The sequence below is a fragment of the Bacteroides sp. f07 genome, assembly GCF_042854785.1.
In the GTDB taxonomy this organism is placed as follows: Bacteria; Bacteroidota; Bacteroidia; order Bacteroidales; family Bacteroidaceae; genus Bacteroides.
Genome location: NZ_BAABXI010000001.1, coordinates 1482873 through 1499172, shown reverse-complemented (window position 1 = coordinate 1499172; position 16300 = coordinate 1482873). Strand labels below are relative to the sequence as shown.

Genomic DNA, 16300 nt, shown 5'->3' with positions numbered 1-16300 from the left:
ATATATGAACGGTCCCAAAGCTGCTTCTTTCAATTAAGAGTTGTCATTCAATCTACCGTCTGAAGATCGATTTCTGCAAACTCAACCATATCCCGAGTACCACTATATGTCACTTTGATAATGAAGTACCGACCTTTCACGCTACTGTCCAAATCAAAATATTCATATTCGGGGTGATGCAGACTCTTCATCTCTGTCACCTTGCCCACAGGCACCCAGTTGGCTTGATTCTCCCAGTTGGTATCTGTCTTCCATCCATATTCAGTCCAGTCAACATCTCCACTTTCTTTTCCTTCCCAAAATTTCTCATGGTCAAAATTCCACCAGGTCTTGGAATCGGAACTAACATAAAACTCAAGTTGGTAATTATGCTTATCCTTTTGATCATCATTATTTATATGCATAAATCCGATTTTACCGAAAGAATGCTCTTCTTTCGTATCTATAACCAAGACAGGAGGAAGATCTCTTGCATTAGGCCCATCCCAATGGCTTGCCCAATATGTTTCAGGATCACCATCCAAAAGATGTTTGAATTTACCACCCGAATTATATCGTCTTTCTTCATATTTACCTGTAACCTCCCAGTTACTACTATGATGAATGACCAGTACGTGCATATTTTTCTCCGGTGAAGAAGCAACAGGATCACTACTCATACGAATCGGAAGTACATAATCTCCCCATTCCAATTTCTCACCGGTAAAGGTTATAAACAAGTCTGCGGTCTTTTCTCCCTTGCGCAACTGTATATTTTCGGAGAACTCATAACATTCTGCCGGCAATAGCTTATACGTAGGATACATTGCAGTCGCATATGTTTCATCAACCGCGAATGTACATGTAAGCCCCCACTGGTTTTCCGCATCAATACCAAACTCAACCGAGTTGACGCGAGGAGTGCCATTCTCATACTGTACAATCCGTTCGACAGCACTATTGAAACCTACAGACGGACTAACGACGTTGATTTTCATGAATATCTCATTTTTTGCAGCATTCACCAGGTCGCTCTCACTACGTAAACATATGGGTAATACCCATGTAGAATTGGGGGCAGTGTTTATTTCATCCTCAATGACTTTGGGTGTCATAGACACAGTAACCTGTTTGTAGAACTCTTCCGTTGCAAAATCCAAATGCGAGTTGTCAATGGAATAGCCTTTGGTAAGTACCTTGTAATTGGTCCCTTCGGGAATGCTGTATTTTTGGTCTACCTCTGCCTGTGTCAGCGTATGGATGTCGCAAGCAGCCGGCTGCGCCATAAAGTCCTTACCACCAAGATTGACAGAGAAAGAATATGTACTCTTCTCATCAGCATTGTATAAAGTGATTTCAGGGGTTCCGTATTCTTTTATATACAACACTTTATTATACTCCTCAGGAACCAAATTGTCCAATTCATATTTATCTTGCTCGCAAGCCGCCAGCAAGGCGAGCATACTTGCAATTCCTATAAACTTAGTTTTCATAATGTATTCTTTTATTTATTAATAACCGGGTGACTGCACTAACTGCGGATTACTGTATATTTCCGTGTCATCCGATGGAAGTAAATACAAACGATTATACCATCTCAATGGTTGTTCCGCTAATATCGGTTTATTAAATTCCTCAAAAGTAGGATCTACCTTGTTGTTGTTCAAAACATAAATTTTACCGGCACCTGATACTTGAGGAGCGATTGTCCAGCGACGCATATCGTAGTAACGATGTCCTTCCTTAAACAATTCAACAAAACGTTCGTTACGAATCAAATCAACTACACTCATATTCATCCTTGGCATATCCGCCTCTTCCAAATCATCAAAACCGGCACGTCTGCGTACGAAATTGAGTTGTTTCAAGGCCTCCTTATTATTCCCTAATGCAGCATAACATTCGGCAAGATTCAAATATAGTTCCGCCATACGGACAAACGGCAACCGGGTAGGAGTTCCCGTCACTTTGTTCGTCTTGTCATACTTGATATCGGGTGTCATAAACTTCTTCGTCATAAATCCTGTTCCGGTATAGTTACGGTCATTAAGCACATATCCATTCGTAGCACTATTCTTCAGATTAAGCCAAAGTGGTTCTCCATCACGTATATTCGTAGCATACTGACAGCCATCAAAAGCAATCCACGCATAATAACGAGCTTCCCGACCGGCATTAAACTTGATAATGTCATTCTTTACGTCTTCCTTATCAATATCATCTCTCTCTAAAGCCGGACTTGAAGTACCCTCATAAAAGCGGGTATACCACTCGCTTTTATGATAGAAATCATTATCATCAGCAGGCAATTTCCCATTTTCCGTATAAAAACGCTGTACAGTGTTCAACGTCGGCGCATTGAAAGACCAACCACTCATTGAATGCCATGTAGTTCCGTTCGTCTTGATAATCTTTCTGGGGGCTTGCGAAATTACAGGCCAATAGTCCGTCGGTCCCATACGCTTCGTGTTCACTCCCCAAATAAGTTCGTTGTTTCCGTCGCTTTCGTTCGAAGCAACCAAATACTGGAACATACGAACACGTTCTTTAAATAACTCATTCTCCGGTGTATCTTCTTCTTTGCCGGGTATAAAAGGCAATGAAACTTTTTGTTTTTCAGCTATCGAATTGGCGGTTTCTATATCAAACAATTTATAACCCGCCTTATCGGCAGCTGCGAAAGCCTCCTGACATGCAGTCAACGCAGTTTCCCATTTTTTTCGTTCATATTGCGAACTTACCAGTTCATTTCCATATCCCGGAGTCTCGTATTTGCTGTTTTTCCAGCTCTTATCGTAGAACGAGCCATTCCATAAAGGAGAAGCGGCATAGAGTAATATACGGGCTTTAATGCACTTGCAAATAGTGGCATCAGCACGTCCTGCATCACTAAGTTCCCGTTTATCGGGAAGCAGATTGGCAGCCTGGTCAAGCTTTTTAGCAATGTATTCCACACAAGCATCATAGTGCGAACGTCCCGGCATCTCATTCTTAGTTATGTTAGGGTCCATCATTTCCGAAACGATAGGAATGGGGCCGTAAGTATTCAGCAATCGGAAATGGTAATATGCATCCAAAAAGTAACACTCGCCTTTGTATTCGTCTTTATCATCTTCTGTCACTCCGACCGGATTTAAGATATCAATCTGTTGTAGAAAACGATGTACTTGCCCTAATGCAGAATACCATGTATACCACATTCCGATACCATCTGTTGTATTAGCCGTACCAAACTGAATTTTCTGGCATTGCCCTGACCACGTCAGTGGATAAAGTGTCTCGTCCGAACCATTTTCAAGATAATTGATATTATATGTATGAAACTCCAGTATTGGAGCATAGCAGGAAAATAAAAATCCCAGTGTTGCAGCTTTGTCTGTCATCGTATCTTCCATATCCGGTTGTGCTGGCGGAATGACATCCAAGTAATTGCATGAGGAAAAACAGGCCAGGCAGGTTATACCGACAAAACCTGATTTTATAAATCGATTGGTATACTTTAAAATGTTCATATCTGAATTATTTTTATGAATTGTACAGTGTTAGAATGTAAGTTGTACTCCAAGATTGAAAGTACGTTGCAATGGGTAGGCATTCCATGCAAGCTCCGGATCCCACAATTTGAACGGGCTGAACACTGCAAGATTGTCCCCATTGAAATAAACACGGCAATGAGGGAATCTATAACCGAATTCCAGTGTCTTGAACCGTAAGAAATTAGCATTGCGCATCCAGAAGGAACTCTTCACAATATTATTCTGAATGTCACTGATGGTTGTTCCCAAGCGGGGATAAACCGCATTTGGATTCGGATTATCTACCGACCAGTGCCCATCGGCAATCCATTGCATCAAGTTGGTCGGCAGAGTTTGCCCCGAATGTCCGTCACCTCCTCCGCTTTGGAAAGGAGCATATCCCTCATTAATCATAATCTTACGTTTGGCAGAACCATTGAAGAATACGCCAAAATCAAACTTCTTATAAGTTAGATTTAAGCCAAAACCGTATTGAATATTGGGAATGTCTGCATAGGGAGAAAGCATTACTTGGTCTTGTTCCGTGATTTGTCCGTCACCGTTAATATCCCGATACTTGATATCACCCGGACGCAGGTTGTTACCTCCCAATTGTGACTGGTCAGCCCAGTTGTCTATCTCTTCCTGACTGCTGAATAAACCGTCGGCTAAATATCCGGTTAGTGTATTCAACGGTTTGCCAGTTTTCGTCTGCCATACATACGGATAGTCCGGTTCGTCGGCATATTCATATTTATTACGGTTGAAAGTAAAGTTTCCGCGGAAATCAACAAACCAGTTCTTACCGAATTGTTTATTCCAATTCAGGCTTATTTCCACACCTTTGTTGATTACTTCACCGATATTACTCCAAGGCGCATACCCTCCATATCCCAATAAGCTGGGGAAAGAAGCACGCTTCATCAGAATTCGGTCACGGTGGTCATAAAAATAATCAAACGTAAGATTCACTTGATCGAAAAATGAAATGTCAACTCCGACATTTAGTTTCTTCACACGCTCCCAACCCGCATTCTGTATGGCAAGAGTTTTGAATTCAGGTCCTTCACGGACAATCGTACTACCCGGCATACCGGTAGAGTATATTAATTTCTTGTCGTGAAACTCTTTTGCATCAGCATTAGGAGAGAAATTAATCTGATTGTAATAGAGGAAGTGAGGAGCATCCTTGTGAAACTGGTCGCTACCAACCAAACCGTAAGAACCTCTGACTTTCAAATGATTGATAGTCTTTGAAACCGGTTCCCAGAAATCTTCGTTACTTACCACCCATCCGAGAGACACGGCAGGGAAAAACTCGAAACGTGTACCCGAAGCCAGACGTTCGGAACCGTTATATCCGAAGTTGAACTCTACAAGATATTTATTGGCATAGTCATAAGTGATACGGCCTGAATAACCTTGGTTACGATTAGGAAGTATGGAATTGCGATATTCACGCATCATGTACATTGCCATGGCGGTAAAGTTATGATATCCGAAACTACGTTTCCAGTCCAACCGTGCATCCAAATAGAAAGTCTGATCCTGTTCTTTTTTGTGATCGGACTCTTCAATAAAATATTTTCCGGTTTTCAATGTTTCCAAATCATACTCATTTGTTTCCGGATCGAAAGAGTTCGCTTTCATCTGATAATAGAAAGGGTCGATAGAACGTTTATATTTGGAGTATGAATAATTTTTAAAGTTAACCAATACCTTCGCGCTCAGTCCTTCAGTGATGAAATCTAATTTCTGGGCCACATTCAAAGAAGTGTTCATTGTATTATAATTGACTTCTTGAAACGACTTCAACATATTGGCATATGGGTTCTCACCATATACTCCCGGGATTAATACTACATTACCGAAACGAATATGACCTTTGTCCCCCTCTTGTGCCGGAAAAGCAGCAGGAAACGATACGGGATTGGTGGCCATCACACTTTTATACATATCAGCAGTAGAATACTCCGGACCATTACGATGTCCCATTTGTGTCATGATACGCAGGTCTACTGTTGTTGTATTGGATAATTTGTAGGAGATATTGTTCTGAAAATTATATTCCCACGTGTTGAAGTTAGTGTCATAGAAATAGTTCTTTGGCGTATTCATCAAACCTGTATCGTGGTTGGCCTGCAAGCTTAGGAAGTAGGTAACTCTTGAACCACCCCCCTGTACATTAACATTAGCACGTTGGTTAAAATTTCCTTTTTTAAATATAGTATCATACCAGTCCACGTTTGGATATGCGTACGGATTGATTCCATCTGCAGTGTATTGAATTTGGTCGGCATTATAAACGTCATCATAATCACGTGCCTGACGGGCTTCGTTAAACTTGCGCATGTAAGTAGGACCGTCTGCAAACTCAATACGATTCATTGGCTGGAAATAAGAAGCTTCCAACGACACGTTCACGGTTGCTTTCGTATTTTCAGAACCGCTTTTCGTTGTCACCAACATGACACCATTCGCACCCCGGTTACCATAAATAGCCGTTGCAGATGCATCTTTCAGTATGGTGAAACTTTCAATTGTTTCTGCCGGAATCGTGTTCAAGTCACCGGATGAGATTTCCACTCCATTGAGCAAAATCAAAGGTGTGGCTACGCCACCGAACGTATTGATACCACGAATATAGAAATCGGAAGCTGCTCCCGGTTCACCACTATTCGTTTTTGCAACCACACCAGACAATTTACCGGCAAGGTTGTTGGTCAATGAAGAAGACGGAGCTTTCAGGACAGTACCTTTCACGCTGGCAATAGAACCTGTCACTGAGACTTTCTTCTGCGTACCGGCACCGATAATCACAACTTCATCCAATACTTCATTATCCGACACCATTTTAATCTGGATAACGCCCAAATCACCTACTATTACCGTCTGGCTCTTATAACCGATATAAGAACATTCCAATTCCGTTTTGTTAGTCACCTCTAATTTGAATTTACCATCAAGGTCGGTAATAGTACCTCGGTCACTACCTTTAACGCGGATATTAACCCCTACCAGTGACTCGCCACTGGTAGCATCAATCACAGTTCCATATAAAGTGCGTTTCAATGGAGCTTTGTTTTGCAAAACCTCTTGCACAGGAATACCACTATTCTCAGCCACGGCATCCAACGGATAACTGCCGAGAATACAAGCAAACAATGGCAAGGCAACCACCATTCTTTGCTTCTTTTTCAATGAATTTAAATCCATACTGAAAATTATTAAAGTTAACAATAGTTTTTTGATCATTTTATTTCATGTGAAACCTGTCCGGTTCACGTCATTTAATCTGATCGAAAAAATATTTTGATAAATAATTAATTTACTCAATCACTCCCACATATCCTCCGTTGCGAACCATCTTCAACGTCAATGTAGAAGTAGAGCGAATCTCTGACTCCCGCCTTATGTAATCCATCGCCGAACGGTCGGCATTCATGCCGTCGGCAAAGCCGGTCAGATGAAAATCCCTATTGGGAGAAAGGAAATCGAGGTTGACCGTGACAGTACGCGGCTCACCATTCGTAATAGCCCCCACGAACCACTTATCTCCACTCCGACGGGCAATAACTATATATTCGCCCAACTTGGCATCCAAAACTCTCGTCTCATCCCATACCACAGGAACACTGGCTATGAAATCCGTACAGGGACGTTCGCGATAATACAACGTAGGACTGTCCGCCAACATTTGCAGCCCGCTTTCAAATACTACATACAGTGCCATCTGATAGGCACGTGTCCCCGAAGCGGCAGGATTTCCATGCGTCCATATATCAAAATGGTTTTCTTCTGGATGAACATTATTCATGGCTCCCGGAGTAAAATCCATCGGTCCTACAGTGTTACGGATGAAAGGCAGCCAAATGCTGTTCGCAGGATCGCAACGCTTGCCCATCTCCATACCTACCACTCCTTCGTACGAAAGCACATTGGGGTAACGGCACTCCAGTCCGGCAGGCTTGAAAGAACCATGGAAATCGATTACGAGTTTGTGTTTGGCTGCTTCTTTAGCTACACGCTCATAGAAATTCACCATCCACTGGTCGCTGCGTTCCATAAAATCTATCTTTAATCCTGCTACTCCCCATTCGGCATACTTGGCGAACAATTGGTCAAAATGTTTTTCTACTGTAAGCCAACTCAGCCAAAGCAGAATCTTCACATTATGCTCTTTGGCATAGCGGATAACCTCCGGCAGATCGATTTCCGGATGAGGAGTCCAAGGATCACTGGCGGCTGCCATCCAAGCACCGTCCATCAATGTATATTCCAACCCCAACTCCGCTGCAAAGTCTATATAATATTTATAAGTCTGCGTATTGGCACCCACTCTGAAATCTACATCATAAATACGGGGATTCCACCATTCCCAACTTGATTTACCTGGTTTTACCCAACTATAATCGGCAAGTTCGCAGGGTGCTGAGAGTTTATATACCATTTCATTCTCAACCAATACCTTTTCGTTTTTCGTTATCACAAAGAAACGCCAAGGGAAACTTCTTTTTCCTGACGTCCGGGCAATATACGAGGCTTCTTCCAAAATTTTGAATTTGTAATCATTATCGTCCTCAAAACGGACGGGACATTTGGGAAACAAAGCATACATTCCATTGTTACCCGTACTTTTCAGAAACATACAGGGATAATCGGTAAGGTCGGCTTCCGATATCAGAATCTTACAACCACCGGGCGTTTCAAGCAATGCTGGCAAATAAGCCATGATATCATCCGTCCGGTAACTTTCCGTCTGCATACAGGTATATACAGACTCATAAGAGGTGGAGAAAGCATGTGCTTCGCCCAAACAGGTACGATAATCGGTAGGAAAGTTGATATTGAAATCTTCTCCGACTACCTCTATCGGACTTTTTCTATCAGTAATGAAACGATAGGCTACACCGTCATCAAAAACACGAAATTCTACAGTATAATCTCCTGCCATATTCATGCGCAAATAATTATAATGATTGCGAACCGTTTCATTTTTCAGGGGAATCTCCCGCTTCCTGCTCTCATCCACCGTGCCTTTCCGCACTTTTCTCAGCACAGGTTTTACTCCCAATGTACCATCGGAAAGGGTCATCCCCATCGTACACCTATCTAATAATATATCATCACCGGTAAAGACTGAATAATAAATCTTATCTTTCAGCTCGATGCTGACTTTTATAGTACCATTGGGAGAATGTACGTTCAGTACTTTCCCGTAGACAGCACCACTGACTGCAAGTTGAATGAGCAACCCTATCGCTCCAATAAACACCTTTTTCATTTTATCGAAATTTTCATCAACATAACTTAATTTTAGTGTTTGCAAAGTACAATATTTAAATCTACAAGACAGGCGATTATTTTACCTAAAAAAGACAAAATTCTGCCTTTTGTATATTCAGAACTCCTTTCACAAACCTTCTACCTCTATCCCTGTCTACAAATCCGTTTGGCAGAATTTTAGCCTTTATAGGTAAAATTTTAGCCTTTATAATCTTTGGCAATTCATACATTTGCACATTATTACATTTATTAAAATTGCAAATTTCTTATGAGAACAATCACAAAAAACGCATGGAGAAGTTTCTGTATGGCGACAGCTATGACAGCAATTTGCTCATGTACCCTGTCCACTCAAAAAGTAGACGGACAAACTGAGAAACAAGATGACTATTATGTGGCAGCTTATATCTGGCCGTCATGCCACAACGACCCGATGGGACAAGACACTCTATGGGGAGAAGGCATCGGTGAATGGGAAGTCATCAAAAAAGGTAATCCTCGTTTCGAAGGACACTACCAGCCGAAGGTACCTTTGTGGGGATATGAAATGGATGATGACACGCAAGTCATGGAGAAATGGATTGATGTGGCAACCGCCCATGGCATCAATATGTTTATCTTCGACTGGTACTGGTATGACGGACAGCCTTTTCTGGAAAGCACCGTCAACAACGGATTCCTGAAAGCCAAGAACAACGAAAAAATGAAATTCTACTTAATGTGGGCAAACCACCACGTAGCACACAACTATTGGAATGTACATCGGTACAAGGATGACAAATCGCGTTTATGGAACGGAACGGTAGACTGGGATAACTTCAAAATCATCGTAGAACGGGTGATACGCCAATATTTCCACAAGCCAAACTATTTCAAGATAGACGGTTGCCCGGTATTTTCCATTTTCGGCTACTACGAGTTGCGCGAGAACTTCGGTGATGCCAAAGGAGTGAAGAAGGCGATGGATTACTTCAGAGAAGAGGTGAAAAAAGCCGGGTTCCCGGATTTACATCTCCAGCTTATCGGTGACGGCTTCCCCTTCCCTGAATTTATGGAAATGGTGACTACGGTAGGTGTCAACAGTGTAACGAAATACAACTGGGGATGGCCTTTCGAAGAAGACTATGTATCATGGGGAACAAAAGCCATGCAGCGCCGGGAACAATGGACGCAAGCACTGGATTCGCTCGGAGTTCCTTTCTTCCCGAATGTATCTATCGGTTGGGATGATTCCCCCCGGTTCCCGAACAAAAAAGCCGATGAAATCGTGCATTATAACGATTCGCCCGAAAGTTTTGCCGCTTTCCTGCAAAAGACGAAAGAATACGTAGACCAACGTCCCGGACGTCCCAAACTGATTACAATCAACTCTTGGAACGAATGGGTGGAAGGCAGCTATCTCCTGCCCGATATGAAGAACGGTTTCGGTTATCTGAACGCCGTAAAACGAGTGATGAACGGTGAATATGAGAATTTTGGAAATAAAAACTAATCAGTACTATATTATGATGAAACGAAAATTTGGGATGTTAGGGTTCCTGTTCCTGTCGCTAACTTTCGGTGGATGCCAAGATAGCAGTGAGGATGAAATCATTGAACCTGAACCACAGCCACCTGTAGCTATGGGTAAGGACACGACATTAGAGTCACCCGATGGAGGGCTGAAAGTGGAAATTTCGACTGAAGGAAATATCACGTATACCGTCTCACACAATGGTGTAACAGTGGTAAACGCATCCCCCGTCTCCATGACACTGGACGACGGACAAACCTGGGGAAAAGGTTCTACTTTCATCGGTTCTACCAAAGAATCAGTCAATACAACCATTGATTCGCCGTTTTATATCCGCAAATCGGTGAATGATATCTACAATGAACTGACATTGCACTTCTCCGAAGAGTTCCGCATCGTGTTCAGAGCTTACAACGAAGGAATGGCTTACCACTTCGAATCAGAGCGGAAAAAAAATTTCAAGGTTCTATCGGAAGAAGTGGATTTCAGTTTCCCCTCCAGCTTCACGATGACGGCCGCTCTTAGTCCGGGAGCTACAGATACGTGGCAGAGAAACGCAAACAACAGCTATGAGAATTTCTATCAGTATGATATCAAGGAAATCTCCGGCGGATGCCAGTTAGCTATGTTGCCGTTGATGGTGAAATGCGAAGGGAAAATCTTGTGTATCGCTGAAGCGAATGTTAAAAACTACCCAAGTATGTTCATCCGCAAAATGCCGGGCAACCACTTGGCAGGTTATCAACAGGAACGTGTCAGAAGTGCCTATCGTGACGGTTCATACAAATGGCCTTCCGAATGGTATAAATATATTGCCAGTTGCGAAGGTTCCATGACATTCCCCTGGCGCATCCTCATGGTGATGGACAAGGAGTCGCAGTTGCTGGACAACGACATGATATACAAATTGGCACCAGCACGCAGCAAATTGTTCGACACGTCGTGGATTAAACCCGGCATGAGCACATGGGACTGGATGACAGCCTATTCTCTTGATGGAGTAGGTACCCCGGGTATCCATTTAGAAAATTACATATACCACATCAACTTTGCCAAAGAAATGGGTATCCCTTACATCACTATCGATGCAGGAAGTGTCAATATGTGGGGAACCGATTTTTCTTATGATTCTTGCTTAAAAGATGTCATCGAACAAGCTAGAAAGAGTAACATAGGTGTATGGGTGTGGATGGAAGCGGCTTTCTTCTCCGATGTATTGGAGAAGGCAGATAACAGCACGTTTGAATACATATTCAGAAGGCTGAGCAATGACGGTATCAAAGGTATAAAAATAGACTTCTTTGAACGTAGCGACCAAGAATATATTGACCTGCAATGGAAAATAGCGGAAATGGCAGCTAAATACAAACTCCTGCTCAACCTGCACAGTTCTCCTGTTCCCCACGGACTGCACCGTGCCTATCCGAACATACTTGCATACGAAGCAGTAAAAGGACAGGAACATCTGAAATATGAGGGCGGCAGAAATGGCGACTGGATAACTTATGACGTCACTTTCCCCTTCCTGCGCGGTATGGCAGGCCCCACCGACTACACTGCGGGGCTGATGCGTAACGCTTCTCAGAGCAAGTGGACAGTAAACCACGACCGTCCAATAAGCAAAGGTACCCGATGCCGACAAATAGCAGACTACATCGTATTCTTCTCCGGATTGGGTACGCTGGCGGATAACATCACAACGTACGAGAAAGAGAAAGAATGTGCCCGATTCTTAGCTTCCATCCCCACCGTATGGGATGAGACAAAGGTACTGACCAGCAAATTAGGAGAGTATATATCCATTGCACGACAAAACGGTAAAGACTGGTTTGTAGGTGCACTGAATAATCGGACAGATTCGCGCAGTCTGACACTTGACCTTTCTTTCCTTGATTCAGGCACATACGAAGCTGAAATATTCAAAGACGGCGATAACGCCAACACGGATGCTACAAGCTACAAACGAGAGCTCATCACTATCTCCGACAGCCGTCAGTTATCAATAGAGATGAAGAATGGCGGCGGATTTGCAGCCCGTATCTACAAGAAATAAGTTGAACTTTAAATAACAAATTAAATAAGGTATATGAAGAGATTTATTTTTCTGTTTTTTATATTGTGCGGTTTATTAACTGAAAGTTGCAGTAAAAACGATTCGCTGATAAACGAACCGCCAAAGGAGACTCCAGGCACAGACAATAAAGACGATGACGATGACAAAGAGGATACCTCCAATGGATTAAAAGTATTATGCTTGGGAAATTCCATCACACGGCATGAATACGCCCCAAGTATCGAATGGTTCTCTGCCTGGGGAATGGCAGCTTCGAAAGAAGAGAACGACTATTGCCATCAACTGGAGAGAATGTTGTGCCAACAGCGTCCCGGCTCAAAAGTGACTCCACTAAACATAGCCGATTGGGAGCGAAATCTGTCCATGAACCTGAATACATTGCTGGACCAGCATTGTAAAGACAAAGATGTCATAGTCATTCGTTTGGGAGAAAATGTAGAAGATAAGACGGCTTTTAAAACGGCAATAGGCCGGTTGGTGAGTTATTGCAAAAAACAAGCGAAGCATGTGTTTATTACCGGCTGTTTCTGGAAGGACGACGAGAAAGAGGCGGCTATCAAACAAGCGGCAACAGCTTACGGAATTCCTTATGTAGACCTTAGAGGAATCGACCAAGTGGGTGTCACTCGCCCTTCTACAGGAGATATTCTGTATGATTTAGACGGAAAACCTTATACGATAACGAAAGATTTCATTATAGCCCATCCCAATGATAAAGGAATGAAAAGAATAGCGGAGGAAATTATGAAAGCGTTCTTACTTCATATCAAAGACAACGAAACAGCCCCCAGCTATGCCGCACGTTCGTTCACATTAGATAATCCTCAAACTTTTGTTTTTCTACCTGCCTCCCACACTGCTACGGGACGGGCCGTTGTGGTATGCCCCGGTGGTGGATACGGGTATTGCAAACCGGAAGACAATTATGAAGGGAATGGCTGGGCTCCATTCTTCAACGAACGGGGAATCGCCTTGATTGTGGTAAAATATACACTTCCCGAAGGTAACTGCCAATTGCCGATCGCTGACGCAGAAACAACCATCAAACGTGTTCGCGAACATGCAAAGGAATGGTATGTCAACAAAGATGATGTGGGAATTATGGGATTCTCCGCAGGGGGACACTTAGCTTCAACTATTGCCACTCACTCCACAGGAGATGCACATCCCAACTTCCAGATCCTGTTCTATCCGGTTATTACAATGGGAGCCCAAGGACATGCATGGTCACGTGAAAACTTCTTGGGTAAAAACCCTTCAACGGCACAAATGGAACTTTATTCTAACGAGAAACAGGTAAAAACAGATACGCCACGTGCTTTCATTACATTCACCGAAGATGACACGGAAGTTCCTCCCACCGTAAACGGCAAAGCCTACTATCAGGCATTGATAAATAAAGGAATACCTGCAAAATTAGTCAGCTGGCAAAGCAGCAACGGATGGGGCGCCGGACATGGATGGGGAAATTTGGGTTCTTTTGTACATCATGAGGAATTAATGTCTCAACTTTCAGACTGGTTGAAGTCATTTTAAAATATAAAAATAATATATGAAAAGGAACAATTTATATTTGTCTGTCTTATTGTCCGGCTGCGTGCTATGCAGTTGCAACGGACAGCGATGGACGGAATCCGTAGCAGACGGATATCATCTGATAACGCAAAAAGACGGCGCCACATTGGGATACAGTCCAACGTCAGGAATCACTATTATCCAACAGGACGGCTACGCATTCAAAGACTTGAACCGCAACGGCCGACTAGACGTGTATGAAGACTGGCGACAACCGATAGATGCACGTGTGGCGGACTTGACCGCCCAACTCAGCATGGAAGACATCGCAGGGCTTATGCTGTACAGCAGCCATCAGACCATCCCCGTGAACAGAAACGTCTATAACGGCAAAACACATACCGAAAGCGGTATGCCTGCCTGGGAACTGACCGACGAACAAAAGACGTTTCTCGAGAAAGACGGAGTACGCCACGTGCTTATCACCTCTGTGGAAAGCCCGGAAACGGCTGCCCGTTGGAACAATGCGGCACAAGGTTATGTAGAAGGTCTAGGATTCGGCATTCCGTGCAATAACTCTTCCGACCCCCGCCACTCATCGCGGGCAGATGCGGAATTCAACGCCGGCGGAGGTGGCAAAATCTCCATGTGGCCGGGCAGTTTGGGCATGTGCGCCACTTTCTCGCCCGAAATCATGAAACGTTTTGCGGAAATAGGCTCCATCGAATACAGGGCACTGGGGTTCGCCACTTCCCTTTTCCCGATGGTGGACGTAGGAACCGACCCGCGATGGATGCGCTTTTGCTATACAATGGGAGAAGGTACCAAACTTGCTACCGATATGGCACGTGCCTATTGCGACGGTTTCCAGACATCGGAAGGCGATGCGGAAATCTGTGACGGATGGGGCTGGCACAGTGTAAACACAATGGTGAAACACTGGCCGGGCACCGGAGCATGCAACGAAGGCGGACGCGACGGTCATCAGGGGTATGGAAAATACGCTGTTTTCCCCAACGGCAATTTCGAACTGCATACGTTGCCTTTCACGGAGGGTGCTTTCAAGTTGGAAGGCAAAACCAAGGTATCGGCTGCCCTGATGCCCGACTACTCCGCTTGCGTAGGTTTCGAACCGGACGGTGTAGGCAGTGGATTCAGCCGAAAGTTTATTCAGGATATGCTGCGCGAACAACAAAACTATGACGGAGTGATTTGCTCCGACTGGGGAATCACGCATGACGAAGTAGGAGTATACGCCTGCAAAGGAAAACCATGGGGCATGGAAACCAAAAGCGTGGCAGAACGCCATTACAAAGTTCTGATGGCAGGAGTCGACCAATTCGGTGGAAATAACGACCGGGGACCTGTGCTCGATGCTTACCATATAGGAGTGGAAAAACAGGGGGAAGAATGGATGCAGCAACGTATGCGGACTTCCGCCCGCCGTTTATTGACCAATATCTTCCGTACCGGTTTGTTCGAGAACCCTTATCTCGATCCGGCACACACAAGCGAAGTGGTAGGCTGTCCCGAATTCATGCAGGAAGGATACGACGCCCAGTTGAAAAGCGTTGTCATGCTAAAGAACCATGCAAGCGTACTGCCGTTGGAAGGAAAGAAGAAAGTGTATATCCCTGAGCGTTATGTCCCCTCCTACATTGACTTCTGGGGTGGACGTATTGAGGAACAGCACATCACTCCGCTGAGCAAGGAACTGGTGGAAAGATACTTCGAGCTGGTTTCCACTCCGCAAGAAGCTGACGCAGCTATCGTATTCATCGAATCCCCCAACAGTGGTTACGGTTTCGACGAAGAAGCTGCACGCACAGGAAAAGATACGGGTTATCGCCCTATCAGCCTGCAATACAGCGACTATACCGCCACTCATGCCCGTGCACAGAGTCTGTCCGGTGGCGACCCGTACGAGGACTTCACCAACCGCAGCTATCGAGGCAAAAGCGTGAAGACAGTCAACAAGGGCGACATGGACCTGGTCATCCAAACAAAGAAGAGCATGGGAGAAAAGCCGGTGATTGTAGCCATCAATGTACTGAATCCTCCTGTGTTGAGTGAGATAGAGCCTTACGCCGATGCATTGTTTCTGTTGTTCGACGTACAGCGTCAGACGGTTCTCGACCTGATGGCAGGAAAAGCGGAACCTTCCGCCCTGCTGCCTTTCCAAATGCCGGCAGACATGCGCACAGTAGAGGAGCAGGCGGAGGATACTCCACATGATATGCGTTGTTATCACGATGCCGACGGTCATGTGTACGATTATACGTACGGACTGAACTGGAAGGGTGTGATAGACGACGAACGGGTGAAGAAATACAAGTAATATCCGTTTTTCAGTTTTCAATAAAAGTTCTGCACGTATATCGGCTGATTCACTCGCTGGACACGTGCAGAACTTCTTTT

8 protein-coding genes are annotated in these 16300 nt (G+C 44.1%); 4 read left to right on the top strand and 4 right to left on the bottom strand.

Going from position 1 to position 16300, the window contains the following annotated elements; translation table 11 throughout:
• Positions 1 to 47: 47 nt before the first annotated feature.
• The 4 genes from ACGHVY_RS06035 to ACGHVY_RS06020 all read right to left on the bottom strand — a co-directional run bounded on the left by ACGHVY_RS06035 (position 48) and on the right by ACGHVY_RS06020 (position 8778).
• Positions 48 to 1472, bottom strand: a complete 1425-nt coding sequence (locus ACGHVY_RS06035) for a DUF1735 domain-containing protein (RefSeq protein WP_390597822.1) — start codon at positions 1470 to 1472, stop codon at positions 48 to 50.
• Between the two features lie 18 nt (positions 1473 to 1490).
• Positions 1491 to 3491, bottom strand: a complete 2001-nt coding sequence (locus ACGHVY_RS06030) for a RagB/SusD family nutrient uptake outer membrane protein (RefSeq protein ID WP_175628382.1) — start codon at positions 3489 to 3491, stop codon at positions 1491 to 1493.
• A gap of 30 nt (positions 3492 to 3521) precedes the next feature.
• A complete protein-coding gene (locus ACGHVY_RS06025; RefSeq protein ID WP_175628381.1) occupies positions 3522 to 6710 on the bottom strand; it encodes a TonB-dependent receptor in 3189 nt (1062 codons plus the stop codon).
• A 112-nt stretch (positions 6711 to 6822) separates the two neighbouring features.
• Positions 6823 to 8778 (bottom strand): glycoside hydrolase family 97 protein, encoded by a 1956-nt coding sequence (locus ACGHVY_RS06020; protein WP_390597820.1) that lies wholly within the window; start codon positions 8776 to 8778, stop codon positions 6823 to 6825.
• Positions 8779 to 9048: 270 nt separating this feature from the next.
• On the opposite strand from ACGHVY_RS06020, the gene ACGHVY_RS06015 reads away from it, so the two are divergent.
• The 4 genes from ACGHVY_RS06015 to ACGHVY_RS06000 are packed head-to-tail and all read left to right on the top strand — an operon-like array spanning position 9049 to position 16220.
• On the top strand, positions 9049 to 10272 hold the full coding sequence (locus tag ACGHVY_RS06015) for a glycoside hydrolase family 99-like domain-containing protein (protein ID WP_390597818.1): 1224 nt from the start codon (positions 9049 to 9051) through the stop codon (positions 10270 to 10272).
• A 13-nt stretch (positions 10273 to 10285) separates the two neighbouring features.
• On the top strand, positions 10286 to 12346 hold the full coding sequence (locus tag ACGHVY_RS06010) for a glycoside hydrolase family 97 catalytic domain-containing protein (protein WP_390597816.1): 2061 nt from the start codon (positions 10286 to 10288) through the stop codon (positions 12344 to 12346).
• Positions 12347 to 12379: 33 nt separating this feature from the next.
• The gene (locus ACGHVY_RS06005) at positions 12380 to 13903 is read left to right on the top strand and encodes an alpha/beta hydrolase fold domain-containing protein (protein WP_390597814.1); all 1524 of its coding nucleotides are present in this window, start codon (positions 12380 to 12382) and stop codon (positions 13901 to 13903) included.
• 16 nt (positions 13904 to 13919) lie between these two features.
• Positions 13920 to 16220 carry a glycoside hydrolase family 3 protein gene (locus tag ACGHVY_RS06000; RefSeq protein WP_390597812.1) on the top strand — a complete coding sequence of 767 codons (2301 nt, stop codon included), beginning with the start codon at positions 13920 to 13922 and terminating at the stop codon, positions 16218 to 16220.
• Positions 16221 to 16300 lie beyond the last annotated feature (80 nt).

What these genes read in the sequence shown, in the direction of transcription:
- ACGHVY_RS06010 (WP_390597816.1), top strand. Translation starts at nt 10,286, where the DNA reads ATGATGAAACGAAAATTTGGGATGTTAGGGTTCCTGTTCCTGTCGCTA.
- ACGHVY_RS06000 (WP_390597812.1), top strand. Translation starts at nt 13,920, where the DNA reads ATGAAAAGGAACAATTTATATTTGTCTGTCTTATTGTCCGGCTGCGTG.
- ACGHVY_RS06035 (WP_390597822.1), bottom strand. Translation starts at nt 1,472, where the DNA reads ATGAAAACTAAGTTTATAGGAATTGCAAGTATGCTCGCCTTGCTGGCG.
- ACGHVY_RS06005 (WP_390597814.1), top strand. Translation starts at nt 12,380, where the DNA reads ATGAAGAGATTTATTTTTCTGTTTTTTATATTGTGCGGTTTATTAACT.
- ACGHVY_RS06025 (WP_175628381.1), bottom strand. Translation starts at nt 6,710, where the DNA reads ATGGATTTAAATTCATTGAAAAAGAAGCAAAGAATGGTGGTTGCCTTG.
- ACGHVY_RS06015 (WP_390597818.1), top strand. Translation starts at nt 9,049, where the DNA reads ATGAGAACAATCACAAAAAACGCATGGAGAAGTTTCTGTATGGCGACA.
- ACGHVY_RS06020 (WP_390597820.1), bottom strand. Translation starts at nt 8,778, where the DNA reads ATGAAAAAGGTGTTTATTGGAGCGATAGGGTTGCTCATTCAACTTGCA.
- ACGHVY_RS06030 (WP_175628382.1), bottom strand. Translation starts at nt 3,491, where the DNA reads ATGAACATTTTAAAGTATACCAATCGATTTATAAAATCAGGTTTTGTC.